We start from the raw sequence: 16,432 nt of genomic DNA on the forward strand, positions 1-16,432 counted from the left end.
AGCAGAACCCCTCAGGACGTGAAGGCCGGCGCGGCAGCCACGCCGGTTCCGGCCGGCTCATCGGTCACCCGCTGGATCTGCCCACCGAGCTTCTGGAGGTCCTCCACGAAATGCGGGTAGCCCCGATCGATGTGGCCCACCTCGTGGACCTCGGTGACGCCCTCGGCGGCCAGACCGGCCAGCACCAGGCCGGCACCGGCGCGAATGTCGGTGGACCACACCGGCGCGCTGGACAACTGCTCCCGACCGCGGATGGACGCGTGATGCCCATCGGTCCGGGCGTCCGCACCCATGCGGATGAGCTCGTCGACGAACCGGAAGCGAGCCTCGAAGACGTTCTCGGTGATCAACGAGTGGCCGTCGGCCACGGCGGCGAGAGCCAGCGCCATCGGTTGCAGATCGGTCGGGAAGCCCGGGTACGGCATGGTGATGAAGTCCACCGCCCGTGGACGCCCGTTCATGGTCACCGTCGTGATCCCGTTCTCCGGGTCGAGCTCGACGTCGGCCCCGGCCTGGACCAGCCGCTCGAGCGGCGCGCCCATGTACACCGGATCGACCCCGATGACGCGAACCGACCCTCGGGTGATGGCCGCCGCGTACGCCCAGGTGCCGCCGACCACCCGGTCGCCCACCGTGTGATGACGGGTCGGCTGGAGCCGGTCGACGCCCTGGATCGTGATGGTCGCCGTACCGGCGCCCGAGATCTCGGCTCCCATCTGCTGCAGCATCTGCACCAGGTCGATGATCTCCGGTTCGCGTGCGGCGTTGTCGATCACCGTGATGCCCTCAGCCAGTACCGCAGCGGTGAGGATGTTCTCGGTGGCACCCACGGACGGGAAGTCGAGACCGATCTCCGCCCCGCGCAACCGATCGGCGCGTCCGACGACCTGGCCGTGCTCGATGCCCATCTCGGCGCCCAGCTTGCGCAGACCCGACTGATGCATGTCCAAGGGGCGTGAACCGATGGCGTCACCACCGGGCAGCGCGACCCGCGCCCGCCCGCAGCGGCCCATGAGGGGACCCAGCACACAGACCGACGCCCGCAGCCGACCCACCGCCGGGAAATCGGCCGACCAGGACAACTCGGCCGGAGTGTCGATGGTGACGACCTGACCATCCAGGACGACGTCGCATCCCAGGCCACGCAGTACGTCGGCCATCAGCGGCACGTCGAGGATCTCGGGGCAGTTGGTGATGGTGGTGGTGCCCTCGGCGAGCAGCGCGGCGGCCATCAGTTTGAGAACGCTGTTCTTCGCCCCGGCCACCTCGACGCTGCCCTCGAGCCGGGCTCCACCGGTCACCACGAAGCGTTCCACGCCGACGATGCTATCCGGCGGGCGCGGCAGTCCCGGCAGCCCCGAGGCGTCCGGCGCGGCGTCTGCCCGTCCGCCGGCCCCTGCCCATCGGCGCGACCCGTCCGGCGACCCGGCCGCGGCTCTCCGTAGAGTGCGGCCCATGGCAGTTCATCTCACGCGGATCTACACCCGGACCGGCGACGACGGCACCACCGGCCTAGCTGATTTCAGCCGGGTACCCAAGACCGACCCGCGCATCGTCGCGGCAGCCGACTGCGACGAGACGAACGCCGTCCTGGGGCTGGTCTTGACGTTAGGAGCACCCGACGAGCGCCTGACCGGTGTGCTGCGTCGGTTGCAGAACGAGTTGTTCGACGTGGGTGCCGATCTCGCCACCCCGGTCGTGGCCGAGCCCGCGTATCCGCCGTTGCGGGTGACGCAGGAGTACATCGACCGGCTCGAGAGGGAGTGCGACGAGTTCAACAGCCAGTTGTCACCCCTGCGCTCGTTCATCCTGCCCGGCGGTACCGCCGCGGCCACCTTCCTGCACCTGGCTCGCACCGTGGCGCGACGCGCGGAGCGAAGTGCGTGGGCGTTGCGGGAGGCCGACCCGGACGGTTCGAATCCGTTGGCCCCGGCGTACCTGAACCGGCTGAGCGACCTGTTGTTCATCCTGTCGCGGACGGCGAACCCGGACGGCGATGTGTTGTGGGTCCCTGGGGCGTCACGGACGACCGACTGACAGAAGTCGGTACGGAGCCGGGTCAGTCCCGTCGGCGACCGGCGGCGTCGCGTGAATGGTGTCCACCGCCGGGATTGACCACCGGCGGGACGCTCTCCAACCAGGACCGCAACCCGGTGAGGGTGGACTCCGACACCGCTATCTCCAGTGGTCGGCCGCCGTGCGTACATCGGATGATGACCGACCCGGCCGGCAGCAAATCGGGTTCGGTGCCCTCGGCGGCGCGCCGTCCGCCGAGGACGAGCTGGTCCCGCCGCAGCCGCCGGGCCGGGCCGGGCAGCGGCGACAGCGACCGGTACATCAGGAACTGGTTCTCGTGGAACAGTGCCTGGCCGAGAACCCACGATCCGCCGCCGGGCGAGAGATCGAACCGCCACGACACATCGACACTGCCCGACCGCATCAACACGGAGCGTCGCACAGCGATCACTGCGACTGCCGCCACGAGGGCGATCAGTATCGCCAGCCCGAGGAGCTCTGCCAGCGATACGACGTCCATCGTGAGTGTGCCGTTCGGGCGATCAGATCTCGTTACCCGTGGCGAGCAGCTGGGCTCGAGCCCGACGCAGCTCGGCCTCGGCGTCCGCCGAGTCACCACCCACGGCCTTCGCATCCTGGTACGCCTGGCGGGCCCGGGAGACGTCGATCTCGTCCGACAGCTCCGCGTCCTCGGCGAGGATCGTGACGCCGTCCTTGGTCACCGAAAGGAACCCACCGTGCACGGCTACGCCGAGGATGTCGGTCCCGTTCGCCGGCACGATCCGGGCGGCGAAGCCCTCTTTCAGCTGCGCCAGCAGGGGCGCGTGCCCCGCCATCACACCGATGTCGCCGTCGACGGTTCGGGCGACCACCATCTGGGCGGTACCGCTCCACAACTCACGCTCGACCGCCACCAGGCTCACCTGGATCTCAGCCATGACCAGTCCTCCGCTCGAAATGCCCGCCACCCGGATGGCGCACCGGGTCGGCTTGATAGCGGCAAGGTCCGGCGGTCCCCGAACCTGGGCCCAGTCTAGGCGACCGCGCCCCGGCTCCCCGAACCGTTCCTGCCGGTACTGCTGTCCGCTCTGTCACTGTCCGGTGAGACCCCGGCCACCCACAGGTGTCTCGTCTGCCTCACCGTGCACGAACGCCCCGGGCTTTCGCCCGGGGCGTCGCGACACCCCCGCTCCGACCGAGACGGAGGTCAGCTGAGGCTCTTGGCCTTCGCCATCACGTCGTCGAGCCCACCGACGTTCAGGAAGGCCTGCTCCGGGATGTTGTCGAACTCGCCCTTGGCGATCTTGTCGAACGCCTCGATCGTCTCGTCGATCTCGACGTACGAGCCGTCCTGACCGGTGAACTGCTTCGCCACGAAGAAGTTCTGGCCGAGGAAGCGCTCCATACGACGGGCGCGGCCGACGAGGAGCTTGTCCTCCTCGGACAGCTCGTCCATGCCGAGGATCGCGATGATGTCCTGCAGTTCCTTGTACTTCTGCAGGATCCGGATGACCTCCTGGGCGACCCGGTAGTGCTCGTCACCGACGTACTGCGGATCGAGGATCCGGGAGGTCGACGACAGCGGGTTCACCGCGGGGTAGATGCCCTTCTCGGTGATCGCCCGGTCGAGCTCGGTGGTCGCGTCCAGGTGGGCGAACGTCGTCGCCGGCGCCGGATCGGTGTAGTCGTCCGCGGGGACGTAGATCGCCTGCAGCGAGGTGATCGAACGGCCCTTGGTCGAGGTGATCCGTTCCTGCAGCTCGCCCATCTCGTCCGCCAGGGTCGGCTGGTAACCGACCGCGGACGGCATCCGGCCGAGCAGCGTGGAGACCTCGGAACCGGCCTGGGTGAACCGGAAGATGTTGTCGATGAACAGCAGCACGTCCTGGTTCTGGACGTCGCGGAAGTACTCAGCCATGGTGAGAGCGGACAGCGCCACCCGCATCCGGGTCCCCGGCGGCTCGTCCATCTGACCGAAGACGAGCGCGGTGTCGTTGATGACGCCGGACTCGGTCATCTCGGTGAAGAGGTCGTTGCCCTCACGGGTGCGCTCGCCGACCCCGGCGAACACCGAGGTGCCACCGAAGTTCTTGGCGACCCGGGTGATCATCTCCTGGATGAGCACCGTCTTGCCGACACCGGCGCCACCGAACAGACCGATCTTGCCGCCCTGCACGTACGGGGTCAGCAGGTCGATGACCTTGATACCGGTGACGAGCTGGGTGGTGCGGCCCTCGAGCTGATCGAACGTCGGGGGCTTGCGGTAGATCGGCCAGTGCTCGGAATCCTGACCGGTACCCGGGACGTCGAGGCACTGCCCGAGCGCGTTGAACACGTGTCCCTTGACGACATCGCCGACCGGCACGGAGATCGGGCGGCCGGTGTCGGACACCGAACTCCCGCGGACGAGACCGTCGGTGGGCTGCATCGAAATGGTGCGGACGATGTCGTCGCCGAGGTGCAGGGCGACCTCGAGGGTCAGCACCCGGTCGTCGCCGAGGCCGCTGACGGAGACGTTCAGCGCATTGAACAGCTCGGGAACCTCGCCGCGCGGGAACTCGACGTCGACGACCGGCCCGATGACCCGGACGACCCGGCCGGTGGTGGCTGGTGCTTCGGTGGTGGTCATGGCGATCCTCTAATCCTCTTCGTTGCCGAGGGCGGCGAGAGCGTCGGCACCACCGACGATCTCGGACAGTTCCTGGGTGATCTGCGCCTGGCGGGCCTGGTTGGCTTCCCGGCTCAGCTTGCGGATGATGTCGTTGGCGTTGTCGGTGGCCGCCTTGCAGGCGGCGCGCCGGGCCGCCGACTCGGACGCGGCCGAGTCGAGCAGCGCCGCGAAGATCCGCGTCTTGATGTACTTCGGCAGCATCTCGTCGAGCAACCGGTCGGCCGACGGCTCGAACTCGTAGGCCGGGAGCAGAGTCTGCTGTGCGGAATTCTCCGACGAGTCGACGTACTCGACCTCCAGCGGGGCCATCCGCCGGGCCTGGGCCGTCTGCGTGATCATCGAGACGAAGTGGGTGGAGACGAGATGAATCTCGTCGACACCCGCGGTGCCGTCCTCGGTCTCCCCGTTGCTGCCGACGTGGAATGCCGGCAAGAGCGCGTCAGCCGCCGCCTCGGCGTCCGCGTAGGTCGGCTTCTCGGAGAAGCCGGTCCACGACTGCACGATCGGCCGCTGCCGGAACGTGTAGTACCCGACGCCCTTCCGACCGATGATGTACAGCACCGGCTCCTTGCCCTGCGAACGCAGCAGCGCTCCGAGCTCCTCGGCCGCCTTGATGACGTTGGCGTTGTAGCCACCGCACAATCCGCGGTCCGAGGTGATCAGCAGGATGGCCGCACGCTTGGGCTCCGGCCGCTCGGTGAGCAGCGGGTGGTCGAGCGTGGAGGCCGACGCCAACGCAGTGAGCACGTCGGTGATCTGCCGCGAGTAGGGAGCCGCCGCCGCGACCTTGGCCTGGGCCTTGGCGATCCGCGAGGTGGCGATCATCTCCATCGCCTTGGTGGTCTTCTGGGTCGACTTGACCGCGCGCACCCGCTGACGCAGGACACGTACCTGAGCCGCCATCACTCACCTTCCCTGGGTCGGCCGACGCTTGCCTGCACCATCTACTTGGCCGGGGCAGCGCGACGGACCTGGACCTTCTCCTGGCCGACGTCCGCGGCATCCATCGCCTTGGCCTCGGCCTGCCGTCCGAGGATGACGCCCTCGGAGGTGGTGAAGGTGTCGGAGAACTCGGCCAGCAGGTCGATCAGCTTCTTCTCGGACTCGTCCGAGAGGACCTTGGTCTCCTTGATGGTGGCCAGCGGGCTGCCGGTGGCGTGCCGCAGGAACTGCAGGTACTCGCCCTCGAAGCGACGGACGTCCTGGACCGGGACACGGTCCAGGTGGCCACGGGTGCCGGCCCAGATCGAGACGACCTGTTCCTCCACCGGGTACGGCGTGTACTGGGGCTGCTTCAGCAGCTCGACCAGACGCGATCCCCGGGACAGCGAACGCTTGGAGGCGTCGTCCAGGTCGGAACCGAAGGCGGCGAAGGCCTCCAGCTCGCGGTAGGCCGACAGATCCAGACGCAGGGTGCCGGACACCGACTTCATGGCCTTGATCTGGGCGGCGCCACCGACGCGCGACACCGAGATGCCGACGTTGACGGCCGGGCGGACACCAGCGTTGAACAGGTCGCCCTGCAGGAAGCACTGGCCGTCGGTGATCGAGATGACGTTGGTCGGGATGTACGCCGAGACGTCACCCGCCTTGGTCTCGATGATCGGCAGACCGGTCATGGAGCCCGCACCCAGGTCGTCGGAGAGCTTGGCGCAACGCTCGAGCAGGCGGGAGTGCAAGTAGAAGACGTCGCCGGGGTAGGCCTCGCGGCCCGGCGGGCGACGCAGCAGCAGGGAGATCGCGCGGTAGGCCTCCGCCTGCTTGGACAGGTCGTCGAACACGATCAGGACGTGCTTGCCCTGGTACATCCAGTGCTGGCCGAGGGCCGACCCGGTGTAGGGGGCGAGCCACTTGAAGCCGGCCGAATCGGAAGCGGGAGCGGCGACGATCGTCGTGTACTCCAGCGCGCCGGCGTCCTCGAGGGACTGGCGGATGCCGGCGATCGTGGTGCCCTTCTGGCCGACGGCGACGTAGATGCAGCGGACCTGCTGCTTCGGGTCGCCGGTCTCCCAGGCCTGCTTCTGGTTGATGATGGTGTCGACGCAGACGGCGGTCTTGCCCGTCTTGCGGTCACCGATGATCAGCTGGCGCTGGCCGCGGCCGATCGGCGTCATGGCGTCGATGGCCTTGATGCCGGTCTGCAGGGGCTCGTGCACACCCTGTCGCTGCACGACGGTGGCGGCCTGGATCTCCAGCGCGCGCTGACCCTCGGAGGCGACCTCGCCCAAGCCGTCGATCGGCTGACCGAGGGGGTTGACCACCCGGCCGAGGAAGGCGTCGCCGACCGGCACCGAGAGAACCTCGCCGGTGCGGGTGACCTGCTGGCCCTCCTCGATGGTGTTGGCGTCACCGAGGATGACCGCACCGATGTTGCGGACGTCCAGGTTCAGCGCCACACCGAGTACACCGCCGGGGAACTGCAGCAGCTCGTTGGCCATGGCGCTCGGCAGACCCTCGACGGTCGCGATGCCGTCGCCGGTCTCGGCGACGATGCCGACCTCTTCCCGGGTCACCTCCGGGCTGTACTGGGTGACGTAGCTCTCGATCGCGGAGCGGATCTCGTCCGGGGAGATCGTCAACTCGGTCATCGCTGTTCCTGTCCTGTCGCTTCCGTCTGCACTTCAGTTCGTCGTGGATGGGCCGGGGTGGCCCGACCGGGTCAACCGGCCAGGCGCCGCCGCAGGCCTTCCAGTTTGGCCGAGACCGTGCCGTCGATGACCTCGTCACCGACCTGCACGCGGATGCCACCGAGCACGGCCCGGTCGACCTCCACATGGATCGACACCGGCCGGCCGTAGATCCGGCCGAGGGCGCCGGTCAACCGTTCGGTCTGCTCGGGGCTCAGGGCCACCGCGCTCCGCACGATCGCCACCACCTTGTCGCGACGCTCAGCGGCCTGATCGACCAGTTCGCGGATGCCGTGGGTGAACGACCGACCGGCCGTGTCCCGAGCGAGCGCGTCGGTCAGCTCGACGACGAGCGGGTGGGCCTTACCGGCCAGCAGCCGGTCGACCAACGCACTGCGGGCCGACGGGTCGGCGGTCGGGTCGTCGAGGATGACAGACAGCTCGGGCGCGCCGTCGACGATGCGGGCGAACCGGAAGAGCTGGTCCTCCACCTCGTCGAGCTCGCCGGAGCGCTCGGCCCGCAGGAACAACGCGGTGCGGCTGACCCGCCGCAGAGCCTCCTGCAGGTCGCGAGCGCTCGACCAGTCCTGGCGCGCCGCGAACTGCACGACATCGACGGCCGGGTCGCCCACCTTGCCGTTGAGCAGACGACCGGCCAGGGAGGCCCGGTCGTCACCGCCGACGGTGGACTCCGACAGTGCCCGGCGCAGCGGTACCTGCGTCAGCAGCAAGTCCGAGACGGCGTTGAGCTGCCCACCAAGGGTGGACAGGCCCGCGTCGTCCAGCGGCCCGGCCACCTGCAGCAGGTGCGCGGTGACCCGGGCGAGGGAGTCACGGCTGGCGAGGTGCTGCATCAGCGCTCCAGATCCGCGAGGAAGCGCTCGACGGTCTGCCGCTGCCGGGCTTCGTCCTCCAGGGACTCACCGACGATGCGACCGGCCAGGTCGACCGACATCCGACCGAGGTCTCCGCGGAGCTCGGCCACGATCTGCGCCCGCTGCGCCTCGAGCTGGGCCCGACCGGAGGCGGCGACCCGCTCGGTCTCCTCGTGGGCCTTGGCCAGCATGTCGTCCCGGATGGCCTGGGCCTGAGCCCGGGCGTCCTCCCGGATCTTGGCGGCTTCCTCGCGGGCCCCGGCCAACTGCTGGTTGTACTGGTCCAGCGCGGCCTTGGCCGCATTCTGGGCCTCCTCGGCCTTGGCGATGCCGCCTTCGATCGCCTTGGTGCGGGCCGCGTAGGCCTTTTCGAACTGCGGCCAGACAAACTTGGCCAGCACGAACACCAGGATGGCGAAGGCGACCGCACCGATGATCACCTCACCGATCGGCAGGCCGATCGGGTTGGTGGCTTCAGCAGCTACGTACATGACGATCCTCGACTCTCTCGCCTCGACGATGAACGGAGGGGCGAGATCAGGTCAGGATGAACGGCACGACGAAGCCCAGCAGGGCCAGCGCCTCGGACACCGCGAACCCGAGGAACGCGTAGGTCCGGGTCAGGCCGGCGGACTCCGGCTGGCGCGCCGTCGACTGGATGTAGGACGCCCACACGATGCCGACACCGATACCGGGGCCGATGGCCGCGAGACCGTAACCGACGGTGCCGATGTTGCCGGTGAGTTCGGCCAGTTGATCCATGGGGGTGCTTCTCCCTTTCAGGCGATCCGTCAGCCGGATCTGATCGGTCCCTGACCTTCGATGGATGGAGGTCAGAGGGGCGGTACAGACGGGTCGACGCTCGATGAACGTCCGGGGTGGTGCGGGGTGGTGCTGGTCGTGCGGGTGGTGCGTGCGCCGGCGGACCGGGCGGGATCAGTGCGAGTCGGCGAGCGACGACTCGAGGTAGATGGCCGTGAGCAGAGTGAAGACGTAGGCCTGCAGGCTGCAGATCAACAGCTCGAAGAACACCAGCCCGATGCTGCCGACTGCCGGCAGCACGCCCAGGGCGTAATTGAGCGCGGTGCCGGTCCCCCACAGGTACAGAGTGCCGACGCCCGCGATGGTGATCAGCATGTGACCGGCGAACATGTTGGCGAACAACCGGATGGCCAGGGTGAACGGCCGCAGGATGATGTTCGACAGGAATTCGATCGGGATCAGCAGCGCGTGCATGGCGACCGGGATACCCGGGATGTAGCACATCAGCTTGAAGAATCCGAAGAACCCGTGCTTGCGGATCCCGACGAACATGTAGAGCACCCAGACCAGCACGGCCAGGAAGACCGGGATCGCGAAGTGCGAGGTCACCGGCAGCTGGGCGACCGGGACGATGCCCCAGATGTTCTGGATCAGGATGAAGACGAAGAGGGTGCAGAGGAAGCCGGCCCACTTGCGGCCGTTCGGTCCACCGAGGATCTCGATGGCCACACCGTTGCGGATGAAGCCATAGATGCCCTCGCCGGCGAACTGGAGCTTGCCGGGCAGGATCGCGGCCCGACGGGACGCGGCGAGGAAGAACGCGATGATCAGGACGGTGCCGAGGACCAGCAGCACCATCGCCTTGACCGACGCGATGACGGTGCCGTCACCGATCCGGTCGAAGAAGAAAGCATGCTCGACGGACGGAGCCTCGAACTCGTCTGCCGCGACCATGACGGTTTGCGACAGCTGGCTCAGGGACACTCGGTCTCCCTTCGGGTGCCGGCCGGAGGTTGGCCTTGGTGGCTCGGCGCCGTCGGGAAGACGGCGGCGGTGCCGGAAGTCGTACGGGGCGGGGTGCTGCTGGTGCTGCTGGTGTTCGGCTTCTCGCGCTGCGAAGTGCTCGACGCGGCCGTGGTCTTCGTCGTCGGATCAACGCCCGTGGCCCCGAAACGCATGACCACGGCATAGATGCCGAGCCCCATGCCGATCAGCAGGCCGATCGGGGTCATCAGGCGGGTGCCCCACCAATGATCCAACAGCCAGCCAAGGCCACCCCACACCACGAAGCCGGCGATGAGAGTGGACAGAACCGCCCAGCCTTCGTTCGACGCCGGTGATGGAGCCTTGGCGAGCGAACGCGGTCGGGCGGTGATCTTCATGGCGTAGGGGACCCTATCAGGTGGTTCCTCGCTCGTCGCGCTCACACGATCCGCATCTTCTACACAGTGTCGAAGGTTACTCCGCACGATGTGACGGGGCCGCTGGCAACAGGTCTCGGCCTCTGTTGTATCAGGACCTGCGGCACCGGCCAGCGGCGCGCGGCCCGCCCGGATGGCCCACCCACGGTCGTCCACGGGCGGGATCACTGCGGATCGACGTAGAAGATCTTCAAGGTCCAGACGTACCGCAGATGCGCCGCGAGCCAGGTGAAGACGCCGAGGGCGACCGCGCCGGCGAGCCATCGGGTGTCGACCGGGCCGTCGACGGGCATCAGGACCAGCACCACCCCCAACGCGATCACCTTGGCGACATAGGTGGTGAGGGCGCCCATCATGACGGCCTGCGGGTTGCGGCTGCCGACCCGGGCCAGGACGACCGCCGACACGGTGAAGAACAGCCCCACGATTGCCGTGCCCAGCGCGACGCCGGCCAGCGCGCGACTTCCGGCTGTCAGCCCACCGATCACCCCGAGAACGGCACCCGCGGCCAGCAGCGCCGTCCAGCAGAGTCGGAGGTGGGCCAGGCTCCACATACCCCGGGTCCGGCTGCGCTCCGCGATCTGCCGGGTGGCGTCGATGGACGGAGTGAGATCGACCCGTCGGGGGTCCGACGGTGATTCGGTCACGGCGTGTGGTGCCCTTCTCTTCGCAGTCCGGCGACGTCCGTCGGACCCGGTCTGGCTGTCGGCGTCTCCCGCCGCTCGCGGCCGCCGGGTGACGGGCGCCGGTCAGGCGGCGATCCGCTCCGGCGGCGAATCGGCCCCCGGGCTCCGGCGCTGTACCCGCCGGGCCCGGATGCGGGGCCACACCGACAGGCCGGCGGCCGCGATGAGCAGCACGACCATCGCCACGACTGCTATCACGATGCCACGGTCGGTGGTGAGGAACGCCAACGAGACCGCGCCGCCGGCCAGGATCGCCGCCCACAGGTAGAAGACGAGGACGGCCTGCCGTTGGGTGTGGCCGATGGCCAGCATGCGGTGGTGCAGGTGCTGCTTGTCGGCGCTGAACGGATGCCGGCCCTCCTTGGTGCGCCGGATGACGGCCATCAGGAAGTCCAGGACCGGGATGAAGACCACGGCCAAGGCGACCACCAGCGGGGCCAGCAGGGCGATCGTGGAGCGTGGGCCGAAGGTCGAGGTGTCGAGACGTCCGTTGGCGCTCACCGTCGCGGCGGCCATGGCCAGGCCGATGAACATGGCGCCCGAGTCGCCCATGAAGATGCGGGCCGGCCAGAAGTTGTGGGGCAGGAACCCGATACAGGCCCCGACCAGCGCCGCGGCCATCAAGGGCGGTTGCGAGGCGTACGTGTCGTTGCCGGACAGGAACAGCTGCCGGGTGGAGAACACGAACAGGGCCAGGGCGGAGATCGCCGCCACCCCGGCCAGCAGCCCGTCGAGGCCGTCGATGAAGTTCATGGCGTTGGTCAGGATGACCGTCAGCAGAATGGTCAGCACCACGCCCTGCGTCTGGTCGAGGAAGACGACCTGCCCCCCGGTGTCACTGTCCGGCAACCAGAGTGACTGCCACTGCACGCCGAACAGCACGAGGACGCCAGCGGCCAGGATCTGGCCGGCGAGCTTGGCCACCGCGTCCAGGTCGAACCGGTCGTCCAGGACGCCGACCAGACAGATCACCGCTCCGGCGACCAGGACGCCGACGATCTCCGAGGACGCCCGGAACGCCGCCGACAGCGCCGGCAGCTGCAGGGCCATGAGCACGGCGCCGGCGAAACCCAGATAGACCGCGACCCCGCCCATCCGCGGGATCGGCAGACTGTGCACGTCCCGGTCCCGGATCGGGGTGACCGCTCCCACCCGGACGGCCAACAGACGGACCAGCCCGGTCAGGACGAACGTGACGACGACGGCGGTCCCGAAGACCAGCGCGTACTCGCGCGCCGGGATCACATACGCCGCCACGGGCGCCACCCTAACGGCGTCCGGCACACCGGTCGGGTTCCTGCTGGTCGGGCGCGGCGCGGAGCCGGCCCCGCGACATCACCGGCGCGGGACGCCGGACGGGTCACCGAACGGGGTGTATTTCGGTTACGGCATCGTCACGGGGCAACCGGCCGGCGCCCGCGGAGTCTCTTCAACGGCGGGAACGGCGGTCGTCGACTCCGACCCGACGCCCGGGACCACGCGGTACCGACGCCGCCGTCACCCGAAACCCCACGCCGGGGGTGCACGAAGGCCCGGACCGATCGCTGTCGGTCCGGGCCTTCGGCGATGACCGGGGCGGCGCTGGTCAGCCGGCCGACAGCTGTTCGACCTCGCCGACGACCTCGCGCAGCCGATCGATCGACACCGCCCCCTCGCGCAGCACCCGGGGCACCGGTCCGGTGACGTCCACCACGGTCGATGCGACCCCGATCGGCGCCGGTCCCCCGTCCAGGTAGACGTCGACACGCTCACCGAGCTGTTCCACGGCCTGGTCGACGGCGGTCGCCGGGGGGTGGCCGGACCGGTTCGCGCTCGACACCGCCATCGGGCCGACCATCCGCAACAGATCCAGGGCCACCGGGTGCAGCGGCATCCGCAACATGACGGTGCCGTGGCTGTCCCCGAGGTCCCAGCGCAGCGACGGGGCGTGTTCGACGACGAGCGACAGGCCCCCGGGCCAGAACGCCTCGATGAGGGTGCGGGCCACCGGGGGGACGGCGAGCACCAGGCCGTCGATCGTGCTCCAGGACCCGACGAGGACCGGGACCGGCATGTCCGGGCCGCGGCCCTTGGCGGCGAGCAGGGCGCGCACGGCGGCGGCGTTGAAGGCGTCGGCCCCGATGCCGTAGACGGTGTCGGTGGGCAGCACCACCAGGTTGCCGCTACGAGCGGTCCGGGCGGCCGCCTCCAGCCCGCTGCGGCGGGTGACGGGATCGGCACAGGAATAGACACGGTCACCGGCGTGGTCGGACGGGACGGCACCGGTCGCGGGGTCGGGGCTGGTCACCCCGCCATCCCATCACGTCGTCGCCGCGGCAGGCACGGGAAGGCCGCGGCGGGGCGCTCGATCACCGGGCCGGGCGTCGTGCCTATCCTCGATCCCGACGCCCCCGGCTCCCGCCGACGGCCCAGCCACGGAACGGAATGAGGACCGACGATGATCGCGCATCTGGTGGCTTTCACCTTCAAGCCGGAGGTGACCGACGAGCAGATCTCCGGACTCACGGCCGCCCTGACCGCCCTGGGGGCCGAATTGCCGTCGGTCAAGGCCTACCTGGCCGGGCCGAATCTGCACCTGCGGCCCCAGGGCGCCGACTACGGGGTGCTGGCCGTCGTCGAGGACCAGGCCGGGCTGGACGCCTACCTCGACAGCCCGCAGCACAAGCAGGCTTTCACCGACTATCTCGGACCGATGACCCAATCTCGGTCCGCCGTCCAGATCCCTTTCAGCGCAGACGTTTTCGCAGCGCTGACCGGCTGAGCCACAGCTCCGGCGGAGGACCGGCGCCCAGGACTCAGCGGCGCTGGTCGGCCGCGGCCAGCGGCACCCGGCGGGCGGTGACGAAACGCGGACGTCCGGTCAGATCGCGGTGGTCGGCGACGTCGGCCAGCACCCGGCGCCGGCGCAACATCTCGGGCACGGTCTCGCCGTGGGTGTCGTCGTGCTCGATGGCGAGCCATCCGTCCCGTTGCAGCAGGCTCGCGGCGACCGAGACGAGCGGACGGATGACATCCAGACCGTCGGCCCCGGCGAAGACCGCCTCGGCCGGGTCGTGGTCGGCCACCTCGGGCTCGACCGGGGTCGCGGCCGGCACGTACGGCGGATTGGAGACGACCACGTCGGCCGCACCGTCCAGATCGGACAGCAGGCGCTCGTCGAAGACGTCACCGCCGCGCAGCTCGATGGGGGTTCCGCCGGACTCGGCGTGGGCCGTGAGGTTGCGGCGGGTCCAGACCAGCGCCTCGACGGACTTCTCGACGGCGATCACGCGCGCGTCGGGCCGGGCCAGGGCGACGGCGATGGCGATGGCTCCGGTGCCGGTGCAGAGGTCGACCACCAGCGGCCGCTGGCGACCGCGGAGCGCACCCACCACCCACTCGACCATGGACTCGGTCTCCGGACGCGGGATGAAGACTCCTGGTCCGACCGCGACGCGGGCGCGGCCGAGGTACCCGAACCCGGTCAGGTGCTGCAGCGGCACCCGCTCGGCCCGGCGGGCGACGAGCTCGGCATAGGCGGACACCCAGTCCGGCTCGACCAGCGGGGTCAGACCCAGCCGGGTCCGCTCCACCCCGAGCAGGTGGGCGGCGAGCTCCTCGGCATCCACCCCGGGCGACGCCACGCCCGCCTGTCCCAGCGTCACGGCCGCAGCCCGGACGGCGGCGCGCAGCGACTGCCGCTGCCCGGGAGCGGTGACCCGGCCGGGCACCGAATGCCGGCTCGGCACCTCCCCGGCCTCGACCTCCACCGGTCCGGTCACGACGAGGCGCCGAGACGCTCGGCACGATCCGCGGCGGCCAGGGCGTCCAGCACGGCGTCCAGCTCGCCGTCCAGCACGGCGTCGAGGTTGTAGGCCTTGTACCCGACCCGGTGGTCGGCGATCCGGTTCTCGGGGTAGTTGTACGTCCGCACCCGTTCGGAGCGGTCGACCGTGCGTACCTGGGAGCGGCGGGCGTCCGCAGCAGCGGCCTCGGCCTCGGCCCGGGCCGCGGCCAGGATCCGCGAGCGGAGGATCCGCATCGCCTGTTCCTTGTTCTGCAGCTGGGACTTTTCGTTCTGGCAGGACACGACGATGCCGGTGGGCAGGTGCGTGATGCGCACCGCGGAATCGGTGGTGTTGACCGACTGACCGCCGGGGCCGGACGAACGGAACACGTCGATGCGCAGGTCGGCATCGGCGATGGTGACCTCGTCGTCGGTGTCCTCGGCCTCGGGGGTGACGAAGACGCCGGCGGCGGAGGTGTGCACCCGGCCCTGCGACTCGGTGACCGGGACCCGCTGGACGCGGTGGACGCCGCCCTCGAACTTCAGCCGCGCCCAGACACCGTCCGCCGGAGCCGGCGAGCCCGGCGCCTTGACGGCCACGGTGACGTCCTTGTAGCCGCCGAGGTCGGAGTCGGTCGCGGAGAGCACCTCGGTCTTCCAGCCGTGGCGTTCGGCGTAGCGCAGGTACATCCGGATGAGGTCGCCGGCGAACAGGGCCGATTCCTCGCCGCCCTCCCCCGCCTTGACCTCGACCAGCACGTCCTTGGCGTCGTCCGGATCCCGGGGCACGAGCAGCTCGGCCAGCCGGGCTTCGAGCTCGTCGACCCGGACGTCGAGTTCCCGGGCCTCCTCGGCGAAGGAAGCGTCCTCGCCGGCCAGCTCGCGGGCGGCCGCCAGATCCCCGCGGGCCGTGGCCAGCTCGTTGGCGGTCGTCACGATGGGCGTCAGCTCGGCGTACCGCCGACCCAGGCGACGGGCCCGGCCCTGGTCGGCGTGCACCGCCGGGTCGGACAGGGCCTGTTCGAGTTCGGCGTACTCGCGGACGAACTCCGCCACTCGGGACGACGTGGGCGTGCTCGTCATTCGGGCCTCTCAGGTGTCGATCGAAACTGCTGGGACCACGGACCGCCGGAAACGCCGACGGCGCCCGGCGACCACTTTCGGTCGCGGGCGCCGTGGACGAGCTCGGACAACGCTCGGCGGGCCGGTCGGGACCGGCCCGACCAGGTCAGCGGCTGCGCTTGCCGTACCGGGCCTCGAAGCGGGCCACGCGGCCGCCGGTGTCCAGGATCTTCTGCTTGCCCGTGTAGAACGGGTGGCACGCCGAGCAGACCTCGACCGTGATCTTGCCGCCGTCGGCGGTGCTGCGGGTGGTGAAGGTGTTGCCGCAACCGCAGCTGACCTCGGTGGTGCCGTACTGGGGGTGAATGCCGGACTTCATCTCTTGGGATCCTTTCGTGGCGCCGGGTCGCCCGTCACGGCCGTTCCGAGATGGACGCGGGAGAGGGACGTGAACCGGTACCGGGAGTGGGTGCGGGTCGCACGGGTACTGCAACGCGGATGACGGACAGTCATCGCGCGCCGACCGTCCAGTATTCCATGAGCGGA

Annotated in this window: 19 protein-coding genes; 2 read left to right on the forward strand and 17 right to left on the reverse strand. The window is 69.7% G+C overall.

Translation table 11 applies throughout. The features are described from left to right. Nucleotides 1-11: 11 nt before the first annotated feature. Nucleotides 12-1,316 carry a UDP-N-acetylglucosamine 1-carboxyvinyltransferase gene (murA, locus tag FDO65_RS05330; protein WP_137448372.1) on the reverse strand — a complete coding sequence of 435 codons (1,305 nt, stop codon included), beginning with the start codon at nt 1,314-1,316 and terminating at the stop codon, nt 12-14. Between the two features lie 139 nt (nt 1,317-1,455). On the opposite strand from murA, the gene FDO65_RS05335 reads away from it, so the two are divergent. Continuing rightward, on the forward strand, nt 1,456-2,037 hold the full coding sequence (locus FDO65_RS05335; protein ID WP_137448373.1) for a cob(I)yrinic acid a,c-diamide adenosyltransferase: 582 nt from the start codon (nt 1,456-1,458) through the stop codon (nt 2,035-2,037). Between the two features lie 22 nt (nt 2,038-2,059). Here the strand turns inward: FDO65_RS05335 and FDO65_RS05340 are convergent, their stop codons facing one another. The 13 genes from FDO65_RS05340 to FDO65_RS05400 form a co-directional block, all read right to left on the reverse strand. After that, nucleotides 2,060-2,650 carry a DUF2550 domain-containing protein gene (locus FDO65_RS05340; protein ID WP_137448374.1) on the reverse strand — a complete coding sequence of 197 codons (591 nt, stop codon included), beginning with the start codon at nt 2,648-2,650 and terminating at the stop codon, nt 2,060-2,062. Continuing rightward, entirely contained in the window at nt 2,559-2,954 is a 396-nt protein-coding gene (locus FDO65_RS05345) for a F0F1 ATP synthase subunit epsilon (RefSeq protein WP_137448375.1), read from the reverse strand. The genes FDO65_RS05340 and FDO65_RS05345 overlap by 92 nt, the downstream gene beginning before the upstream one ends. Before the next feature lie 269 nt (nt 2,955-3,223). Beyond that, nucleotides 3,224-4,645: a F0F1 ATP synthase subunit beta gene (gene atpD, locus FDO65_RS05350; RefSeq protein WP_137448376.1), complete on the reverse strand. Its 1,422-nt coding sequence runs from the start codon at nt 4,643-4,645 to the stop codon at nt 3,224-3,226. A 9-nt stretch (nt 4,646-4,654) separates the two neighbouring features. Next, a complete protein-coding gene (locus tag FDO65_RS05355) occupies nt 4,655-5,590 on the reverse strand; it encodes a F0F1 ATP synthase subunit gamma (RefSeq protein WP_137448377.1) in 936 nt (311 codons plus the stop codon). A gap of 41 nt (nt 5,591-5,631) precedes the next feature. Next, nucleotides 5,632-7,275: a F0F1 ATP synthase subunit alpha gene (gene atpA, locus FDO65_RS05360; RefSeq protein ID WP_137448378.1), complete on the reverse strand. Its 1,644-nt coding sequence runs from the start codon at nt 7,273-7,275 to the stop codon at nt 5,632-5,634. 71 nt (nt 7,276-7,346) lie between these two features. After that, nucleotides 7,347-8,168 carry a F0F1 ATP synthase subunit delta gene (locus FDO65_RS05365; protein ID WP_137448379.1) on the reverse strand — a complete coding sequence of 274 codons (822 nt, stop codon included), beginning with the start codon at nt 8,166-8,168 and terminating at the stop codon, nt 7,347-7,349. Further along, nucleotides 8,168-8,680 (reverse strand): F0F1 ATP synthase subunit B, encoded by a 513-nt coding sequence (locus FDO65_RS05370; protein ID WP_137448380.1) that lies wholly within the window; start codon nt 8,678-8,680, stop codon nt 8,168-8,170. The genes FDO65_RS05365 and FDO65_RS05370 overlap by 1 nt, the downstream gene beginning before the upstream one ends. A gap of 46 nt (nt 8,681-8,726) precedes the next feature. Next, nucleotides 8,727-8,951: an ATP synthase F0 subunit C gene (gene atpE, locus FDO65_RS05375; RefSeq protein WP_137448381.1), complete on the reverse strand. Its 225-nt coding sequence runs from the start codon at nt 8,949-8,951 to the stop codon at nt 8,727-8,729. A gap of 174 nt (nt 8,952-9,125) precedes the next feature. Continuing rightward, nucleotides 9,126-9,935 (reverse strand): F0F1 ATP synthase subunit A, encoded by an 810-nt coding sequence (gene atpB, locus FDO65_RS05380; RefSeq protein WP_137448382.1) that lies wholly within the window; start codon nt 9,933-9,935, stop codon nt 9,126-9,128. Continuing rightward, nucleotides 9,926-10,333: an AtpZ/AtpI family protein gene (locus FDO65_RS05385; RefSeq protein ID WP_137448383.1), complete on the reverse strand. Its 408-nt coding sequence runs from the start codon at nt 10,331-10,333 to the stop codon at nt 9,926-9,928. The genes atpB and FDO65_RS05385 overlap by 10 nt, the downstream gene beginning before the upstream one ends. Nucleotides 10,334-10,536: 203 nt before the next feature. Then, nucleotides 10,537-11,019 carry a hypothetical protein gene (locus tag FDO65_RS05390; protein WP_137448384.1) on the reverse strand — a complete coding sequence of 161 codons (483 nt, stop codon included), beginning with the start codon at nt 11,017-11,019 and terminating at the stop codon, nt 10,537-10,539. Between the two features lie 102 nt (nt 11,020-11,121). Next, a complete protein-coding gene (locus tag FDO65_RS05395) occupies nt 11,122-12,324 on the reverse strand; it encodes an MraY family glycosyltransferase (protein ID WP_137448385.1) in 1,203 nt (400 codons plus the stop codon). A 319-nt stretch (nt 12,325-12,643) separates the two neighbouring features. Further along, entirely contained in the window at nt 12,644-13,345 is a 702-nt protein-coding gene (locus FDO65_RS05400; RefSeq protein ID WP_137448386.1) for an L-threonylcarbamoyladenylate synthase, read from the reverse strand. Between the two features lie 150 nt (nt 13,346-13,495). Here FDO65_RS05400 and FDO65_RS05405 point away from each other — a divergent pair, with 150 nt between their 5' ends. Beyond that, on the forward strand, nt 13,496-13,819 hold the full coding sequence (locus FDO65_RS05405) for a Dabb family protein (protein ID WP_137448387.1): 324 nt from the start codon (nt 13,496-13,498) through the stop codon (nt 13,817-13,819). A gap of 34 nt (nt 13,820-13,853) precedes the next feature. On the opposite strand, the gene prmC is transcribed toward FDO65_RS05405, so the two are convergent. From prmC to rpmE, 3 genes are all read right to left on the reverse strand, one after another. Continuing rightward, on the reverse strand, nt 13,854-14,768 hold the full coding sequence (gene prmC / locus FDO65_RS05410) for a peptide chain release factor N(5)-glutamine methyltransferase (protein WP_137449486.1): 915 nt from the start codon (nt 14,766-14,768) through the stop codon (nt 13,854-13,856). A gap of 47 nt (nt 14,769-14,815) precedes the next feature. Next, nucleotides 14,816-15,907, reverse strand: coding sequence for a peptide chain release factor 1 (prfA, locus tag FDO65_RS05415; RefSeq protein WP_137448388.1), 1,092 nt, complete (start codon nt 15,905-15,907; stop codon nt 14,816-14,818). A 145-nt stretch (nt 15,908-16,052) separates the two neighbouring features. After that, the gene (rpmE, locus tag FDO65_RS05420; RefSeq protein WP_137448389.1) at nt 16,053-16,265 is read right to left on the reverse strand and encodes a 50S ribosomal protein L31; all 213 of its coding nucleotides are present in this window, start codon (nt 16,263-16,265) and stop codon (nt 16,053-16,055) included. Between the last annotated feature and the right edge of the window lie 167 nt (nt 16,266-16,432).

It is taken from the genome of Nakamurella flava, from assembly GCF_005298075.1.
Taxonomy (GTDB): domain Bacteria; phylum Actinomycetota; class Actinomycetes; order Mycobacteriales; family Nakamurellaceae; genus Nakamurella; species Nakamurella flava.